Source organism: Burkholderia sp. KCJ3K979 (genome assembly GCF_016759955.1).
Lineage (GTDB): Bacteria > Pseudomonadota > Gammaproteobacteria > Burkholderiales > Burkholderiaceae > Burkholderia > Burkholderia orbicola.
Window position 1 is genome coordinate 1 of sequence record NZ_JACFYV010000144.1, and the last position, 17,641, is coordinate 17,641.

Sequence of the window (17,641 nt, forward strand, 5' to 3'; positions counted from 1 at the left end):
GTGTAGTACGAACGATCGCCTTCGGTCGCCGCACGCGCATTGCCGCGCGCATCCTTCGCGACGCCGAACGCGTCGAGCACCGGCGCGGCCGGCTGCGTGAAGCCCATCGCGAGCAGCACGAGATCGGCCTTCATCTCGAACTCGGAACCCGGCACTTCCTGCATCTTGCCGTCCTTCCACTCGACGCGCACCGCGATCAGCTTCTCGACCTTGCCGTTCTTGCCTTCGAGACGCTTCGTCGCGACCGCCCAGTCACGCTCGCAGCCTTCATCGTGCGACGACGACGTGCGCAGCTTGATCGGCCAGTACGGCCACACGAGCGGCTTGTTTTCCTCTTCCGGCGGCTGCGGCAGCAGCTCGAACTGCGTGACGTGCTTCGCGCCGTGACGGTTCGACGTGCCGACGCAGTCCGAACCCGTATCGCCGCCACCGATCACGATCACGTGCTTGCCCTTCGCGAGCAGCTGGTCGGCCAGCTTGTCGCCCGCGTTCACGCGGTTCTGCTGCGGCAGGAAGTCCATCGCGAAATGGACGCCCGCGAGCTCGCGGCCCGGCACCGGCAGGTCGCGCGGCGTTTCCGAACCGCCGGCGATCACGACCGCGTCGAATTCTTCCTTCAGCGTGTCCGGCGAAATGGTTTCCTTCGCGAGGCTGCCGATCGACTCGGGCAGCGGGTCCTTGCCGATGAACACGCTGGTGCGGAACGTCACGCCTTCCGCTTCCATCTGGCGCATGCGGCGATCGATCAGCCACTTCTCGAGCTTGAAGTCGGGAATCCCGTAACGCAGCAGGCCGCCGATGCGGTCGTTCTTCTCGAACACCGTCACGTCGTGGCCCGCGCGCGCGAGCTGCTGCGCGGCGGCGAGGCCCGCGGGGCCCGAACCGACGACCGCGACCTTCTTGCCCGTCTTGTGTTCGGCCGGCAGCGGCTTGACCCAACCTTCGCCCCAAGCCTTGTCGATGATCGCGTGCTCGATCGACTTGATGCCGACCGGGTCGTCGTTGATCCCGAGCGTGCACGCCGCTTCGCACGGCGCCGGGCAGATGCGGCCCGTGAATTCCGGGAAGTTGTTGGTCGAGTGCAGGACTTCGATCGCCTGCTGCCAGTCCTGGCGGTAAACGAGATCGTTGAAGTCCGGGATGATGTTGTTGACCGGGCAGCCGTTGTTGCAGAACGGGATGCCGCAATCCATGCAGCGCGCGCCCTGGATCTTCGCGTCCGCGTCGGTCAGTGCCGCGACGAATTCCTTGTAGTGCTTCACGCGCGTGAGCGGTGCTTCGTACGCCTCGTGGCGGCGTTCGAACTCCAGAAAACCGGTTGCCTTGCCCATAAGGTGCTCTTCTGTTCGGTGTATCGGGTGGGGGAGCCACGCGCGGCCGTCAGGCGCGCGCGGCATTCGCTATGTCGTTCGTCGCTCAGGCGGCCAGCACTTCCTTCGCCGCCTTCTTCGCACCGATCTCGCCCAGCGCGCGCTTGTATTCGTGCGGGAACACCTTCACGAACTGGCGGCGCGCCGCGTCCCAGTTTTCCAGCAGCGACTTCGCGCGCGGCGAACCCGTGAACTGGAAATGACGCTCGACGAGCCCCTTGAGCAGCGCTTCGTCCGTCGTGCCTTCGTGCCAGAGCGCGCGGTCGACCGTGCGTTCCTGCTCGGCCTGCTGCAGCACCGGCTCGAGCGCGACCATCGACTTGTTGCACTTCGCCGCGAACGTGCCTTCCGGATCGTAGATGTACGCGAGGCCGCCCGACATGCCGGCCGCGAAGTTGCGCCCCGTCTCGCCGAGCACGACGACCGTACCGCCCGTCATGTATTCGCAGCCGTGGTCGCCCGTGCCTTCGACGACCGCCGTCGCGCCCGAGTTGCGCACGCAGAAGCGCTCGCCCGCGACGCCGCGGAAGAACGCTTCGCCTTCGATCGCGCCGTACATCACCGTGTTGCCGCAGATGATGTTTTCCTCGGACTTGCCGCGAAAGTCGTTGGTCGGACGGATAATGATCCGGCCGCCCGACAGGCCCTTGCCGACGTAGTCGTTGCCGTCGCCGACGAGGTCGAGCGTCACGCCCTTCGCGAGGAACGCGCCGAAGCTCTGGCCGGCCGTGCCCTTCAGCTGGATGTGCACCGCGTCGTCGGCCAGGCCGTCGTGGCCGTGCTTCTTCGCGATCACGCCCGACAGCATCGCGCCGACCGTCCGGTTCACGTTGCGCACCGGCTGGATGAACGACACATGCTCGCCGTTCTCGATCGCGGCCTTGGCCTTCTCGATCAGCACGTGGTCGAGCGCGCGCTCGAGGCCGTGATCCTGCACGTCGACGTGGCGCGGCGCGACGTCCTCGCACTCTTCCGGCTGGTAGAACACGCGCGAGAAGTCGAGGCCCTTCGCCTTCCAGTGCTCGATGCCCTTGCGCGTATCGAGCAAGTCGGCGCGGCCGATCAGGTCGTCGAACTTCGCGACGCCGAGCTGCGCCATGATCTCGCGCACTTCCTCGGCGACGAAGAAGAAGTAGTTCACGACGTGCTCGGGCTGGCCCTTGAACTTCGCACGCAGCACCGGGTCCTGCGTCGCGACACCGACCGGGCACGTGTTCAGGTGGCACTTGCGCATCATGATGCAGCCCTCGACGACGAGCGGCGCCGTCGCGAAGCCGAATTCGTCCGCGCCGAGCAGCGCGCCGATCACGACGTCGCGGCCCGTCTTCATCTGGCCGTCGGCCTGCACGCGGATGCGGCCGCGCAGGCGGTTCAGCACCAGCGTCTGCTGCGTTTCGGCGAGGCCGAGCTCCCACGGCGTGCCCGCATGCTTGACCGACGACAGCGGCGACGCGCCCGTGCCGCCGTCATGGCCGGCGATCACGACGTGATCGGCCTTCGCCTTCGCGACACCGGCCGCAACCGTGCCCACGCCCACTTCCGACACGAGCTTCACGGAGATGCTCGCGCTCGGGTTCACGTTCTTCAGGTCGTGGATCAGCTGCGCCAGATCCTCGATCGAGTAGATGTCGTGGTGCGGCGGCGGCGAGATCAGGCCGACGCCCGGCACCGAGTAACGCAGCTTGCCGATGTATTCCGACACCTTGTGGCCCGGCAGCTGGCCGCCTTCGCCCGGCTTCGCGCCCTGCGCCATCTTGATCTGGATCTGGTCGGCCGACGCCAGGTACTCGGCGGTGACGCCGAAGCGGCCCGACGCGACCTGCTTGATCTTCGAGCGCAGCGAATCGCCGTCCTTCAGCGGAATGTCGCTGACGATCTCGTCGCCGATCACCGACTTCAGCGTCTCGCCCGCCTTGATCGGAATGCCGCGCAGTTCGTTGCGATAGCGCTTCTGGTCCTCGCCGCCTTCGCCGGTGTTGGACTTGCCGCCGATCCGGTTCATCGCGACCGCGAGCGTCGCGTGCGCTTCGGTGCTGATCGAACCGAGCGACATCGCGCCGGTCGCGAAGCGCTTGACGATCTCCTTCGCCGGCTCGACGTCGTCGATCGGGATCGCCTTGGTCGGCTCGACCTTGAACTCGAACAGGCCGCGGAACGTCATGTGACGCTTGGTCTGGTCGTTGATCAGGTGCGCGTATTCCTTGTACGTCTGGTACGAGTTGCTGCGCGTCGCGTGCTGCAGCTTCGCGATCGAATCCGGCGTCCACATGTGGTCTTCGCCGCGCACGCGGTACGCGTACTCGCCGCCCGCGTCGAGCATGTCGCGCAGGATCGGGCTGTCGCCGAACGCATCGCGGTGCAGACGAATCGCTTCTTCCGCGACTTCGAACAGGCCGATGCCGCCGACCTTCGATGCCGTGCCCTTGAAGTACTTCTCGACGAGGTCGCTCGACAGGCCGAGCGCTTCGAAGATCTGCGCGCCCGTGTACGACATGTACGTCGAGATGCCCATCTTCGACATCACCTTCTGCAGGCCCTTGCCGACCGCCTTCGTGAAGTTGTAGACGGCCTTCTCCGGCGACAGGTCGCCCGGCAGGCCTTCGGCCATCTTCGCGAGCGTTTCCATTGCGAGGTACGGGTGCACGGCTTCCGCGCCGTAGCCCGCGAGCAGCGCGAAGTGATGCGTTTCACGCGCGGAGCCCGTCTCGACGACGAGGCCCGTGCTCGTGCGCAGCCCTTGCTGGACGAGGTGCGTGTGGATCGCCGACGTGGCGAGCAGCGCGGGAATCGCGACGTGCTCGGCGTCGGTCTTGCGGTCCGACACGATCAGCATGTTGTAGCCCGACTTCACCGCGTCGACGGCTTCCGCGCACAGCGACGCGAGGCGCGCCTCGATGCCTTCCTTGCCCCACGCGACCGGGTAGCAGATGTTCAGTTCGTACGCGCTGAACTTGCCGCCCGTGTACTGGTCGATCGCGCGGATCTTCGCGATGTCCTTGAAGTCGAGCACCGGCTGCGACACTTCGAGCCGCATCGGCGGGTTGATGTTGTTCGTGTCGAGCAGGTTCGGCTTCGGGCCGATGAACGACACGAGCGACATCACCATGTTTTCGCGGATCGGGTCGATCGGCGGGTTCGTGACCTGCGCGAACAGCTGCTTGAAGTAGTGATAGAGCGTCTTGTTCTTGTTCGACATCACCGCGAGCGGCGAGTCGTTGCCCATCGAACCGACGGCTTCCTCGCCCTGCTGCGCCATCGGCGCCATCAGGAACTTCAGGTCTTCCTGCGTGTAGCCGAACGCCTGCTGGCGGTCGAGCAGCGCGGCGCCCTGCGTGCGGCCGGCCGCGACTTCCTCGGCCTTCGGCTCGATCTCGTCGAGCTTGATGCGCACCGCGTCGATCCAGCTCTTGTACGGCTTCGCGTTCGCGAGGTTGTCCTTCAGTTCCTTGTCGTCGATGATGCGGCCGTGTTCCATGTCGATCAGGAACATCTTGCCCGGCTGCAGACGCCACTTCTTGACGATCTTCGATTCGGGGATCGGCAGCGTGCCGGCTTCCGACGCCATGATGACGAGGTCGTCGTCGGTCACGATGTAGCGCGCCGGACGCAGGCCGTTACGGTCGAGCGTCGCGCCGATCTGGCGGCCGTCGGTGAACGCGATCGCGGCCGGGCCGTCCCACGGTTCCATCATCGCGGCGTGGTATTCGTAGAACGCGCGGCGGTTCTCGTCCATCAGCGTGTGCTGTTCCCACGCTTCCGGGATCATCATCATCACCGCGTGCACGAGCGGGTAGCCGGCCATCACCAGCAGTTCGAGACAGTTGTCGAACGATGCGGTATCCGACTGGCCCGGATAGATCAGCGGCCACAGCTTCGGCAGGTCGTCGGCGAGGACGTGCGATGCGATCGCGCCGGTACGCGCGTTCAGCCAGTTCACGTTGCCCTTCACGGTGTTGATCTCGCCGTTGTGCGCGATCATCCGGTACGGGTGAGCCAGCTCCCACGCCGGGAACGTGTTGGTCGAGAAGCGCTGGTGCACGAGCGCGAGCGCCGACACGACGCGCGGGTCCTGCAGGTCGCGGTAGTACACGCCGACCTGGCCCGCCAGCAGCAGCCCCTTGTAGACGATCGTGCGCGCCGACATCGACGGCACGAAGTATTCCTTGCCGTGCTTGAGCTTCAGCGCCTGGATGCGGTGGCTCGCCGTCTTGCGGATCACGTACAGCTTCCGCTCGAGCGCGTCCGTCACCATGATGTCCTTGCCGCGGCCGATGAAGATCTGGCGGATCAGCGGCTCGCTCGCCTTGACCGTCGGCGAGATCGGCATCGCATGGTCGACCGGCACGTCGCGCCAGCCCAGCACGACCTGGCCTTCGGCCTTCACCGTACGCTCGAGCTCCTGCTCGCAGGCGAGACGCGATGCGTTTTCCTTCGGCAGGAAGATCATCCCTACCCCGTACTCGCCGGCCGGCGGCAGGTCCACGCCCTGCTTCGCCATTTCCTCGCGATAGAACGCGTCCGGAATCTGGATCAGGATGCCCGCGCCGTCGCCCATCAGCGGATCGGCGCCGACCGCGCCGCGGTGATCGAGGTTCTCGAGGATCTTCAGGCCTTGCTGAATGATCTCGTGGCTCTTCTTGCCCTTGATGTGAGCGACGAAGCCGACGCCGCAGGCGTCGTGTTCGTTTTGCGGGTCGTACAGACCTTGTGCGGCGGGCACCGCGGCGAGCGGCTGCTGGTGGTCGTTCATGGGGACACCGTCGTAAAGGGGGCCTGGAGGCCGTTGAACCGTTTTCTTGTTGCCGTCGAGCCCGCTCCCGACGGGAGACGGCGCGGCCGACAGTGGTTGGGCAGGCTTCGCCCGGGCCACCGGAATTCGGAATATACGCGACGAATCAAGGGAATAGCAACAAAAACCGCATGATCGAACCCCAATTAATCAGATTCCTTGATCTGGTGCTGTTTTATTGGGGGCGTATCATTTTGGTGCAAAAAGAAGCGACGCCCGCAGCGCCGCTTCTGGCCCGCCTTTCGGGTGTTACTGCTGGATCGGCGGCGTGTTTTCGCGCACCTTTCTGGGGCGTCCGCGCGGCAGCGGCGAGACGCGCCGGTTCGCGGTGCGCGCCGCCCACTCGCGGTAATTCTCGCCGCCGAGCACCCAGCCCTTCAGCGTCGCCTGCTGCAGCTGGTCGGCCTGCCGCTCGTCGAGCGGCTGCTCGCACAGCTCCTTGTACGCACGCTGGCGGTCGAACGGCGTGTTGCCGAGCGCCCAGTAGAGCGGATGGTCGGTGATCAGGCTGTCGACGGTGAGCCCGACGTGATGCCGGTAGCTGGACCAGCGATAGGCCTCGGGCGTCGCGACGAGCTGCGAACGCACCGGGCTCATCTCGACCACGCGGCTCGCGAGCAGGAAATAGCGCTCGCCTTCGATCACCGTCGCGCGATAGCGGCCTTCCCACAGCGTGCCGCGGCGCGAATAGCGCCGGTTGAAATGCGCGACGTAGCGACGGCCGACGGCCTGCATCGCCTTCGGCAAGCTGGCCTCGTCGCTGGGCGTCACAAGCAGTTGCACCTGGCGCGGCAGCAGCACGTAGGCATGCACCGACAGGTGATGATCGCGTGCGGCGGCCTTCAGGCAATCGATGAAGAGTTCGTAGTCCTGGTCGTCGACGAACGCGGGTTGCTGATCCAGGCCGCGCAGTATCACGTGCTGCGGCTGGTCGGGAACGTAGAGTCGTGCTAACCGTGCCATGCTGAATGTCCGTTTGAACGCGTTAGGAAATACCCGGAGGTCCGAAAGTGCGCACCTGCGTAGAATGCCTGTCCCTGCGGCGCGCGTAAGCGTACGGTCGTGCGAATCCTAGGGAGAAAACTCTAACTTACGAGCTTGTTTGGTTTTAAACGCAGTCGTCATAATGAGCACGCCTTTGATCGGAGGAGACACAATGAAACGAAAACTGGCCATTACGGGGGCCGCAGCGCTCGCATTCACGTTCGCGGGCGGTACGGCACATGCACAATCCGCAGGTGATTTCTACGTCAGCACCGGCTGGCTGCACCTTTCGCCGCAGGACAGCAGTGACCCGCTGTTCGTCTACCGCGTAGGCGGCACGCCCATCAACCAATCGATTCCCAACACCGGCGCCGGCATCAATGACGCCGACACGCTGGGGCTCGCAGCAGGCTACTTCGTCACCGACCATATCTCCACCGAGCTCGTGATGGGGATCCCGCCGAAGTTCGACATCACCGGCAAGGGTCAGTTCGACAGATTCGGCGTACTCGGCCGTGCATACCAGTGGAGCCCTGCCGTCCTGCTTCGCTACCACTTCAACGACGCCAATGCGAAGTTCCGTCCGTATGTCGGCGTCGGCGCGACGTACGTCTGGTTCACCGGCGCCAAGATCACCAACAGCGCGTTCGAGAACGGCGTGCTCGGCGGCCCGACCAGCGCGACGACCAGCAACCAGTGGGCGCCCGTGCTCAACGCCGGCTTCACGTACAACTTCACGAAACACTGGTTCGCAGGCCTGTCGCTGTCGTACATCCCGGTCAGCGTGACCGCGACGTTCACGACGGCCCGCCGGACGCCGGTCGGGACGCTGACGGAAACGTCGAAGGCCCACATCTCGCTGAACCCGATCGTCACGTACCTCAACCTCGGCTACCGCTTCTAAGCGTAGTCGAATATTTGGGGAATGGTTAATCCTGCTGCAATTTGTAGCGGATTTTTCCTGGCGTAACGTCTCCACGATGCAAAACGCCCCGGCGCTCAGCGCGCCGGGGCGTCGTTTTTTCGCGTCAGGCACGGTCCGGGCGACGGTTTTTTACCGGACGCGGACGCGGCCATCGCCGCTAGACGACGTCGATGTCGTCCAGCGCATCGGGCGCGATCAGGTCGATGCGGTCCGTGCAGACGGCATCGACGCCCCAGCGTGCGAGTTCGCGTGCCCGTTCGAGGTCGTTCACCGTGTAAACCAGGATGCGCAACCCGGCCGCCTTGATCGCGCGCACCAGCGATTCGTCGAGCCGAGTGTGGTCCGCATGCAACGATACGCAGTCGAGTGCATCGATGACCTGCGCATGCCAGTCGTCCGGCACGACTTCGTAGAGCATCCCGCGCGGCAGCGCCGGCACCGTCGCACGCGCCTGTTGCAGCGCCTCGAACGAGAACGACGACAGCAACGGCGCAACAGCGGCATCGCGCCAGTACGCGGCCGCGTCGGCCGCCACGCGCTGCCCGGTTTCGCGCTCGCGCCCCGGGCACGGCTTGATCTCGACGTTCGCGGCCAGCCCGTGCGCGAGGCAGCGCGCCGCCGCCGCCTCGAGCGTCGGCATCCGTTCGCCCGCGAAGCGCGCATCGCGCCACGCGCCCGCGTCGAGCGCGGCCAGCGCCGCATAACGCATGCCCGCCGCCGCTCCGTGGCCGTTCGAGGTCCGGTCGACCGTGTCGTCGTGCAGCAGGAACGTCACGTCGTCGGCCGACAGTTTCGCGTCGAATTCGACCATCCGGTGCCCGCGCCGCGCGCCCTCGTCGAGCGCGGCCAGCGTGTTCTCCGGTGCGAGCGTGCCGCCGCCGCGATGGGCGACGACACGCGGATAGGGCCAGTCGATACGGGTGATCATCGTCGGTCTCTCGGCGAATGCAGCGGTTTCAGCCGGCGCGCTTGCCGGATTCAGGATCGAAGAAATGCAGCCGGTGCGCGGGCAGCGCGGCCGCCAGCGCCGTGCCGCGCGCGGGGCGGTCCGCGTGCGGCAGGCGCACCGCGATGTCGTGATCGCCCCAGCGGCCGTGCGCGAGATTGTCCGCGCCGAGCAGCTCGCACGAATCGACCGGCAGCGTCGCCTGCGCGACGCCCGGCTGCGGCGTCATGTGTTCGGGACGCACGCCGAGCACCCAGTCGCGCCCGGTGGCGATCTCGCTGCCGATGCCCGGCGCGCCGGCCACCGGCAGCGCGGGGCCGCCGCCCGCGACCGTGAAGCTCGCGCCGTCTTCCGACAGCCGGCCGTGCATCAGGTTCATCGCCGGCGAGCCGATGAAGCCCGCGACGAACACCGTCGCCGGCTTCTCGTACACGTCGACCGGCGCACCGATCTGCTCCGCGTAGCCGCGATTCATCACGATCACCCGCTGCGCGAGCGTCATCGCTTCGATCTGGTCGTGCGTCACGTACACGCTGGTCGTCGCGAGCCGCGCATGCAGCCGCTGGATCTCGAGCCGCATCTGCACGCGCAGCTTCGCGTCGAGGTTCGACAGCGGTTCGTCGAACAGGAACACCGACGGCTCGCGCACGATCGCGCGCCCCATCGCGACGCGCTGCCGCTGCCCGCCCGACAGTTCACGCGGCCGCCGCGCGAGCAGCGGCTCGAGCTCGAGGATCTTCGCGGCCGCGGCCACCCTTGAATCGATCGTCGCGCGCTCGATCCCGCGGATCTTCAGCCCGTAACCCATGTTCTGCGCGACCGTCATGTGCGGGTACAGCGCATAGTTCTGGAACACCATCGCGATGTCGCGATCCTTCGGCTCCAGCGTGTTGACGACCCGGTCGCCGATCGCGATCTCGCCGTCCGTCACGCTCTCGAGCCCCGCGATCATCCGCAGCAACGTCGACTTGCCGCAGCCCGACGGGCCGACCAGCACGATGAATTCGCCGTCGGCGATCTCCACGTCGATGCCATGCAGCACGTGCTGCTTGCCGTCGTAGGATTTCCTGACGCCCTTCAAGCTCAGCGCAGCCATACCTGGTCCTTCTCCCGGTTACCGTGGGGGTTATTTTTCGGAATCGACGAGGCCGCGCACGAACCAGCGCTGCATCGCCAGCACGACGACGAGCGGCGGAATCATCGCCAGCAGCGTCGCCGCCATCACGTATTGCCATTCGGTCGCGGCGTCGCCGCTCGCGATCATCGTCTTGATACCCACCACCGCCGTCGACAGCGACGCTTCCGTCGTGATCAGGATCGGCCACAGATACTGGTTCCAGCCGTAGATGAAGGTGATCACGAACAGCGCGGCGATGCTGGTCTTCGACAGCGGCAGCACGACGTCCCAGAAGAAACGCAGCGGCCCCGCGCCGTCGATGCGCGCGGCATCCATCAGTTCGTCGGGCAGTGTCATGAAGAACTGGCGGAACAGGAACGTCGCGGTGGCCGACGCGATCAGCGGCAGCGAGAGCCCGGCGTAGGTGTTCGTCAGGTGCAGCGTCGACACGACCTGCACGGTCGGGAAGATCCGCACTTCCACCGGCAGCATCAGCGTGATGAAGATCAGCCAGAACGCCGTGTTGCGAAACGGGAAGCGGAAATAGACGATCGCGTATGCGGACAGGATCGACACCGCGATCTTGCCGACCGCGATCCCGAGCGCCATCGCGAAGCTGTTCACGAGCAGGCGGCCGAACGGCGCCGTCGTGCCGCCGCTGCCGTGCCCCCAGATGTACGCGACGTTCTCGAACAGGTGCGTGCTCGGCACGAGCGACAGCGGCACCGTCAACACTTCCTGCGCGTTCATCGTCGCCGCGCAGAACGCGACATAGACAGGGAACACGATCAGCACCACGCCCGCGATCAGCACCGCGTGGCAGAACAGGTCGAAGCCCTTGCGATTTTCGATCATGCGTATTGCACCCTGCGTTCGACGAAGCGGAACTGGATCACCGTGAGCGCGACGACGATGATCATCAGCACGACCGACTGCGCGCCCGAGCTGCCGATGTCGAGCCCCTGGAAGCCCTCCGCGAAGATCTTGTAGATCAGCGTCCTGGTGCTCTGCGCCGGGCCGCCGCCGGTGGCCGCGTCGATCACCGGGAAGGTGTCGAAGAATGCGTAGACGAGGTTCACGACCAGCAGGAAGAAACTCGTCGGCGACAGCAGCGGCAGCACGATGTTGAAGAAGCGCCGCACCGGCCCCGCACCGTCGATCGCCGCCGCCTCGATCAGCGAGCGCGGAATCGCCTGCAGCCCCGCGTAGAAGAACAGGAAGTTGTAGCTCACCTGCTTCCACACCGACGCCAGCACGACGAGGAACATCGCCTGCTCGCCGTTCAGCGCATGGTTCCACACGATGCCGCCCTTCGCGAGCGCATATGTGATCAGGCCGATGCTCGGGTTGAACAGGAATGCCCACAGCACGGCCGCGATCGTCGGTGCGACCGCGTACGGCCAGATCAGCAGCGTGCGGTACACGCGCGCGCCGCGGATCACGCGGTCGGCGCACGCGGCGAGCAGCAGCGACACGACGAGCCCGCTCACCGTGACCAGCGAACTGAACACGAGCGTCGTGCGCATCGAATCGAGATACAGCGGATCGGCGAACAGGTGCGTGAAGTTCGCGAGGCCGACGAACTCGCTCGACGTGCCGAACGCGTCCTGCGTCTGCGTGGACTGCCACAGCGCGACGCCGGCCGGCCACAGGAAGAACACGGCGGTGATCGCGAGCTGCGGCGCGATCAGCAGGTACGGCACCGGGCTCGTACCGAAACGGGAACGGGATTGCATCGCGGATATCCGGTCAGGCGAAACGGAAGGGAAACCGCGCCGCCGGACGGCATGCGCTGACGCGCGATACCGCCGGCGGCACGAAGCGATGCGTGCTCAGCCGCCCGACTTCTCGAAGCGGCGCAGCAACTCGTCGCCGCGCGACGCAGCCGAATCGAGCGCGTCCTTCGGCGACTTCTTCTGCGCCCAGACCTGTTCGAACTCCTCGTCGACCACCGTGCGAATCTGCGGCATGTTGCCCAGGCGCAGCCCCTTCGTGTACGGCAGCGGCGGCTTGTTCAGCATCTGCTTGATCGCGGTTTCGGCGCTCGGGTTCTTCGCGTAGAAGCCCTGCTGACGCGTCAGATCGTACGCGGCGGTCGTGACCGGCAGGTAGCCGGTGTCCTGGTGCCACTTCGCGGCGACCGCGGGCGAGGCCAGGTAAGAGAGGAATTTCGCGACGCCCTTGTAGGTCGCCGGGTCCTTGCCGGCCAGCACCCACAGGCTCGCGCCGCCGATGATCGCGTTCTGCGGCGCGCCCTTCACGTTCGCGTCGTACGGCAGCATGCCCGTGCCGTAGCTGAACTTCGCGAATTTCTGCACGTTCGCGAGCGCGCCCGACGACGTCGTGAGGATCCCGCAGTCGCCGCTGTAGAACTTCGCCGACGCTTCGTCCTTGCGGCCCGCGTACGTGAACGTGCCGTCCTTCGCCATCTGCTGGAGGAAGGAGATGTGTTCGATCTGCTGCGGCTTGTTGAACTCGAGCACGGCGTCGGTGCCGTCGAAGCCGTTGTTGCGGCTCGCGAACGGCAGCCCGTGCCACGCGCTGTAGTTTTCGAGCTGGATCCAGCCTTGCCAGCCGGTCGTGAAGCCGCACGCCATCCCCGACTTGCGCAGCTTCTCGGCATCCGCTTTCACGTCGGCCCACGTCTTGGGCGGCTGGTTCGGATCGAGGCCCGCCTTCTTGAACGCGTCCTTGTTGTAGTACAGCACCGGCGTCGAGCTGTTGAACGGCATCGACACGAGGTGGCCCGTCTTCGCGTCGCTGTAGTAGCTCGCAATGGTCGGCACGAACGCCTTCTCGTCGAGCGTCACGCCGGCCTGCTTGAACACGTCGTAGACCGGCACGACCGCCTTCTTCGCCTGCATCATCGTCGCCGTGCCGACTTCATAGACCTGGAGGATCGCCGGCGCGTTGCCGCTGCGATAGGCCGCGATGCCGGCCGCGAGCGCCTGGTCGTAGGTGCCCTTGAAGACCGGCACGATCTTGTAATCGCTTTGCGACGCGTTGAACTGATCGGCGATCGCATTGACCCGCTCGCCGAGCGCGGCCTCCATCGCATGCCAGAACTGGATTTCCGTCGCGGCGAGCGCCACGCGCTGTACCCCGAACATCAGCGCGCCGCCGAGCGCGATCGAACGAACCAGTGTCCCCGCAGGCTTCTTCTTCATCGACCTCTCCTATGAAAACGTTACCAACAGCGTGTGCAACATTCCCGTCGCCATTGAACCGGCGAAGTCTAGTGATCGTTTGTGACAGTCAGTTGTCGTTGATGACGAACAGGCGCTGATATTCCTTCAGCGCGAAGCGGTCGGTCATGCCGGCGATATAGTGCGCGACGAGACGCGGCTGCTGCGCCGTGTCGTCGGACTGGTACGGCGGCGGCAGCAGGCGCGGATCGTCGATGAACGCGTCGAACAACCCGGTGACGACGCGTTGCGCCTTGCTCGCCATGCGCATCACCTTGTAGTGGCGATACAGGTTCTTGAAGAGGAAGCGCTTGAGGGCCGCCGCCTGCGCGGCGACCTCGGGGCTGTGCGCGACGAGCGGCGGCGCGGCGCGCACGTCGTCGAGCGACGCGGGCGCGACGCGGGCGAGATTGCGCGTCGTCTCGTCGATCAGGTCGACGATCAGCGTGTTGATGATGCGGCGCACCGTCTCGTGCACGAGCCGGCGGCCTTCGAGGTGCGGGAATTCGGCGAGTGCCGCTTCGTAGTGGCGCTGCCACAGCTCGACTTCGGCGAGCTGCTCGATCGTGATCAGGCCGGAGCGCAGGCCGTCGTCGACGTCGTGGTTGTTGTAGGCGATTTCATCGGCGATGTTCGCGAGCTGCGCTTCGAGCGACGGCTGGCGACCCAGCAGAAAGCGCTCGCCGAGCGCGCCGAGCTTGCGCGCATTCTCGCGCGAGCAGTGCTTCAGGATGCCTTCGCGCGTCTCGAAACACAGGTTCAGCCCGTTGAACGCGCCGTAGTGCTCCTCGAGCTCGTCGACCACCGCGAGGCTCTGCAGGTTGTGCTCGAAGCCGCCGTGCTCGCGCATGCACGCATTCAGCGCGTCCTGCCCGGCATGGCCGAACGGCGTATGGCCGAGATCGTGCGCGAGCGAGATCGCTTCGACGAGGTCCTCGTTCAGGCGCAGGTTGCGTGCGACCGAGCGCGCGATCTGCGCGACTTCGAGGCTGTGCGTGAGGCGGGTGCGGAACAGGTCGCCTTCGTGATTGACGAAGACCTGTGTCTTGTATTCGAGCCGGCGAAACGCGGTCGAATGGACGATGCGGTCGCGATCGCGCTGGAACTCGGTGCGCGCCGCCGGCGGCGTTTCAGGATGGCGGCGGCCGCGAGACTGCGACGCGTGCGCGGCATACGGAGCGAGATGGGCTTCCAGCGCCGCCAGCGTCGGCGGCTCGGCCACCGGCGCAGCGGATGCGCGGCTGGCTTCGGGCAGTGTGCTGCTGGATGTCTCGCTCACGTCTCCTCCATGTCAGGGGCGCCGGCGAATCCGGGCCGCCGTTAGCGCGTCGTCTGCGCCAGTGTAGCGAATACCGCTTCGTCCGGCGCCTGCGTGATCAGCGTATCGCCGAATCGCTTCAGCAGGATGAACTTGATCGCGCCGGCCTCGGCCTTCTTGTCGACGCGCATCAGGTCCATGTAGCGCGCGTCGCCGAGCGCGGGCCCGCGGGTCGGCAGATGCGCGGCCGCGATCACCGCATCGAGGCGTTGCCGCGACGCTTCATCGAGGAGGCCGAGCCGCACCGACAGGTCGCCCGCCATCACCATCCCGCAGCCGACCGCCTCGCCGTGCAGCCATTCGCCATAGCCGAGCCCGGCCTCGATCGCATGGCCGAACGTGTGGCCGAAGTTCAGGATCGCGCGCAGGCCGCCTTCGCGTTCGTCGGCCGCGACGACGCTCGCCTTGATCTCGCACGAACGCTTCACCGCGTACGCGAGCGCTGCGGGCTCGCGACGGTTCAGCGCCTCGACGTTCGCCTCGATCCAGTCGAAGAACCCGGCATCGGCGATCGCGCCCGTCTTGATGACTTCGGCCACGCCCGCCGCCAGCTCGCGATCGGGCAGCGTCGTCAACGCGCCGATGTCCGCGATCACGGCCTGCGGCTGGTAGAACGCGCCGATCATGTTCTTGCCGAGCGGGTGGTTGATGCCCGTCTTGCCGCCGACCGACGAATCGACCTGCGACAGCAGCGTCGTCGGTACCTGGATGAACGGCACGCCGCGCATGTAGCACGCGGCGGCAAAGCCGGTCATGTCGCCGACCACGCCGCCGCCGAGCGCGACGAGCGTCGTCTTGCGATCGGCGTGATCCGTCAGCAGGCCGTCGAAGATCAGGTTCAGCGTTTCCCAGTTCTTGTACGCCTCGCCGTCCGGCAGCACGACCGTCGACACACGCTTGCCGAGCGGCGCAAGCGCCGCGCGCAGCGCGTCGCCGTAGAGCGGATCGACCGTCGTGTTCGTGACGATCGTGACGGACGAACCCTTGATGTGGGGCGCGAACAGCTCGGTGCGGCCGATCAGGCCAGCGCCAATATGAATCGGATAGGCGCGGTCGCCCAGATCGACGTTGACAGTAATCATGCTTGTAGCGGCTTGGCGATGACGCCAGCCAGTTCGAGTTGCATCAGCACCATGTTGACGAGACCGTTGACCGACGGACGGCCGGTCTCGATGACGAAATCCGCGCATTCGCGGTACAGCGGGTCGCGCACTTCGTACAGCGCTTCGAGACGCCCCTTCGGATCTTCCGTCTGCAACAGCGGGCGGTTCTTGTCCTTGCGCGTGCGCAGCCACAGATCGTGCGGATTGGCGCGCAGGTAGACGACGATGCCGTTGGTTTTCAGGCTGTCGCGATTTTCCGGGCGCAGCACCGCGCCGCCGCCCGTCGCGAGCACGATGTTCTCGCGCTGCGCGAGATCGGCGATCACCTGTGTTTCGCGATCGCGAAACCCGGCCTCGCCCTCCAGCTCGAAGATCACCGGAATGCGCGCGCCCGTGCGGGCCTCGATTTCGTGGTCGGAGTCGAAGAACGTCCTGTCGAGACGACGCGCGACCGCACGGCCCACGGTGGTCTTACCCGCTCCCATAAGGCCGACGAAAAATACGTTTGCATGTGGGTCCCGCGCTTGCAACGGCTTCCTCTGCTTCAATCTTGCTGGTGTGTGGCGCAGCTTACTGGCAAAGCGGCTGCCTTGTCGAGCCTGCGCCGGCGGCTTCCGGCCCCGTTTCCTCGGCATCCGCGTCGCCCGCGCCGGGTGCGCCGCAACGCGCATCGACGACGGTCGGGGTGATGAAAACGACCAGTTCGTTGCGCTGGTCGCGCTGCGCGCGGTGCCGGAAAAGCGCGCCCAGAAACGGTATTTTGCCCAAGAGCGGCACCCGCGTCACATCGTTCCGGTTCAGTTGTTCATAGATGCCGCCGATCGCGACCGTCCCGCCATTCTCGACCTCGACGCGCGTTTGCACATGCTTCGTATGGATGGCGGGGCCGGCCGCGGTCGGCTCGCCGACGCTGTCCTTCGTCACGTCGAGATCGAGCACCACACGCCCGTCCGGCGTGATCTGCGGCTCGACTTCGAGCTTGAGCGTCGCGCGGCGGAACTGCACACCGCTCATGCCGTTGCCGACCTTCGCCTGGTACGGCAGCTCGGAACCCTGTTCGACGATGGCCTTGACGCGATCGGCCGTCACCACCCGCGGACGCGAAACGATCTGGCCCCGTCCCTGCGCCTCGAGCGCGCTCAGTTCGATGTCGAGTACGCGGCTGAGTGGCGCGGCGAACAGCGTGAAACCGGCGGTCGCCGCGTCGAACCCGCCGAGCGGCCGCGCGGCAAGGTCGAGCGCGTTGCGTGCGTTCGCCGTGAAGGACGCGCCTTCGGCCGCTGGCGGCCGCCCCTGCGCACGCAGCGCGACGCGGGCGCCGAGGTTGCGCGAGAAACCCTGCTCGCCTTCGACGATGCGGGCCTCGATCCGGACCTGCCGCGACGGCCGGTCGATCGCATCGATCAGGCCCGCGATCTGCGTGATGCGCGGCGCGAGATCGGTGACGAACAGCAGGTTCGTGCGGGGATCTGCCGCAGCAGCACCGCGCTTCGACAGCAGGCGCTGGCCGGTCGCGCCGGCCAGCAGCCGTTGCACGTCCTGCGCGCGGGGATAGTGCAGCACGAACGTACGGCTCGCGAGCGGCTCCAGATCGGCGGCCCGCGCATGCATTTCGAAGCGCTCGCGTTCGCGCGCAGCCAGCTCGGCTGCCGGTGTGACCCAAATCACGTTGCCGCGCCGGGACATCGCGAGCCCGTGCGTGTCGAGCAGCGTGTCGAACGCCTCGCGCCAGCGGACATTATTCAGACGTAACGTCACCGTGCCGCGCACCTGCTCGCCGACGACGATATTGAGCCCCGTGAACCGCGCGATCGCGTCGAATGCGGCCGCGAGCCCGACGCCCTGCAGATTCAGCGAGATCCGCCGCGCGTCGTCCGCATCGCCCGGTTGCCGGGACGCAGCGT

Annotated in this window: 13 protein-coding genes; 1 reads left to right on the forward strand and 12 read right to left on the reverse strand. The window is 66.3% G+C overall.

Annotation, left to right across the window (positions count from 1 at the left end; translation table 11 throughout):
• From H3O04_RS24715 to H3O04_RS24725, 3 genes are all read right to left on the reverse strand, one after another.
• The coding region (locus H3O04_RS24715; protein WP_202588631.1) for a glutamate synthase subunit beta at window positions 1-1,331 on the reverse strand (1,331 nt) is incomplete at its 3' end.
• A gap of 85 nt (window positions 1,332-1,416) precedes the next feature.
• A complete protein-coding gene (locus tag H3O04_RS24720; RefSeq protein ID WP_124478122.1) occupies window positions 1,417-6,120 on the reverse strand; it encodes a glutamate synthase-related protein in 4,704 nt (1,567 codons plus the stop codon).
• A gap of 288 nt (window positions 6,121-6,408) precedes the next feature.
• Window positions 6,409-7,122: a transposase gene (locus H3O04_RS24725; RefSeq protein WP_027783329.1), complete on the reverse strand. Its 714-nt coding sequence runs from the start codon at window positions 7,120-7,122 to the stop codon at window positions 6,409-6,411.
• Window positions 7,123-7,315: 193 nt separating this feature from the next.
• On the opposite strand from H3O04_RS24725, the gene H3O04_RS24730 reads away from it, so the two are divergent.
• Window positions 7,316-8,047, forward strand: a complete 732-nt coding sequence (locus tag H3O04_RS24730) for an OmpW/AlkL family protein (RefSeq protein WP_011546624.1) — start codon at window positions 7,316-7,318, stop codon at window positions 8,045-8,047.
• 178 nt (window positions 8,048-8,225) lie between these two features.
• Here H3O04_RS24730 and ugpQ read toward each other — a convergent pair whose 3' ends face one another.
• The 9 genes from ugpQ to H3O04_RS24775 form a co-directional block, all read right to left on the reverse strand.
• Entirely contained in the window at window positions 8,226-8,996 is a 771-nt protein-coding gene (gene ugpQ, locus H3O04_RS24735; RefSeq protein ID WP_006477153.1) for a glycerophosphodiester phosphodiesterase, read from the reverse strand.
• Window positions 8,997-9,024: 28 nt separating this feature from the next.
• Entirely contained in the window at window positions 9,025-10,110 is a 1,086-nt protein-coding gene (locus tag H3O04_RS24740) for a sn-glycerol-3-phosphate import ATP-binding protein UgpC (protein ID WP_124478123.1), read from the reverse strand.
• A 30-nt stretch (window positions 10,111-10,140) separates the two neighbouring features.
• The gene (gene ugpE, locus H3O04_RS24745; RefSeq protein WP_027809244.1) at window positions 10,141-10,986 is read right to left on the reverse strand and encodes a sn-glycerol-3-phosphate ABC transporter permease UgpE; all 846 of its coding nucleotides are present in this window, start codon (window positions 10,984-10,986) and stop codon (window positions 10,141-10,143) included.
• On the reverse strand, window positions 10,983-11,867 hold the full coding sequence (gene ugpA, locus H3O04_RS24750; RefSeq protein WP_011546626.1) for a sn-glycerol-3-phosphate ABC transporter permease UgpA: 885 nt from the start codon (window positions 11,865-11,867) through the stop codon (window positions 10,983-10,985). Before ugpA ends, ugpE begins: the two co-directional genes overlap by 4 nt.
• Before the next feature lie 96 nt (window positions 11,868-11,963).
• Window positions 11,964-13,298 (reverse strand): sn-glycerol-3-phosphate ABC transporter substrate-binding protein UgpB, encoded by a 1,335-nt coding sequence (ugpB, locus tag H3O04_RS24755; protein ID WP_202588632.1) that lies wholly within the window; start codon window positions 13,296-13,298, stop codon window positions 11,964-11,966.
• A gap of 88 nt (window positions 13,299-13,386) precedes the next feature.
• On the reverse strand, window positions 13,387-14,595 hold the full coding sequence (locus tag H3O04_RS24760) for a deoxyguanosinetriphosphate triphosphohydrolase (protein WP_202588633.1): 1,209 nt from the start codon (window positions 14,593-14,595) through the stop codon (window positions 13,387-13,389).
• 41 nt (window positions 14,596-14,636) lie between these two features.
• Entirely contained in the window at window positions 14,637-15,716 is a 1,080-nt protein-coding gene (gene aroB / locus H3O04_RS24765) for a 3-dehydroquinate synthase (RefSeq protein WP_074801561.1), read from the reverse strand.
• Complete coding sequence (locus H3O04_RS24770; RefSeq protein WP_027783320.1) at window positions 15,713-16,267, reverse strand: shikimate kinase; 555 nt, start codon at window positions 16,265-16,267, stop codon at window positions 15,713-15,715. Before H3O04_RS24770 ends, aroB begins: the two co-directional genes overlap by 4 nt.
• Window positions 16,268-16,307: 40 nt before the next feature.
• A partial coding sequence (locus H3O04_RS24775; protein ID WP_202588634.1) for a type IV pilus secretin PilQ occupies window positions 16,308-17,641 on the reverse strand: 1,334 nt, incomplete at its 5' end.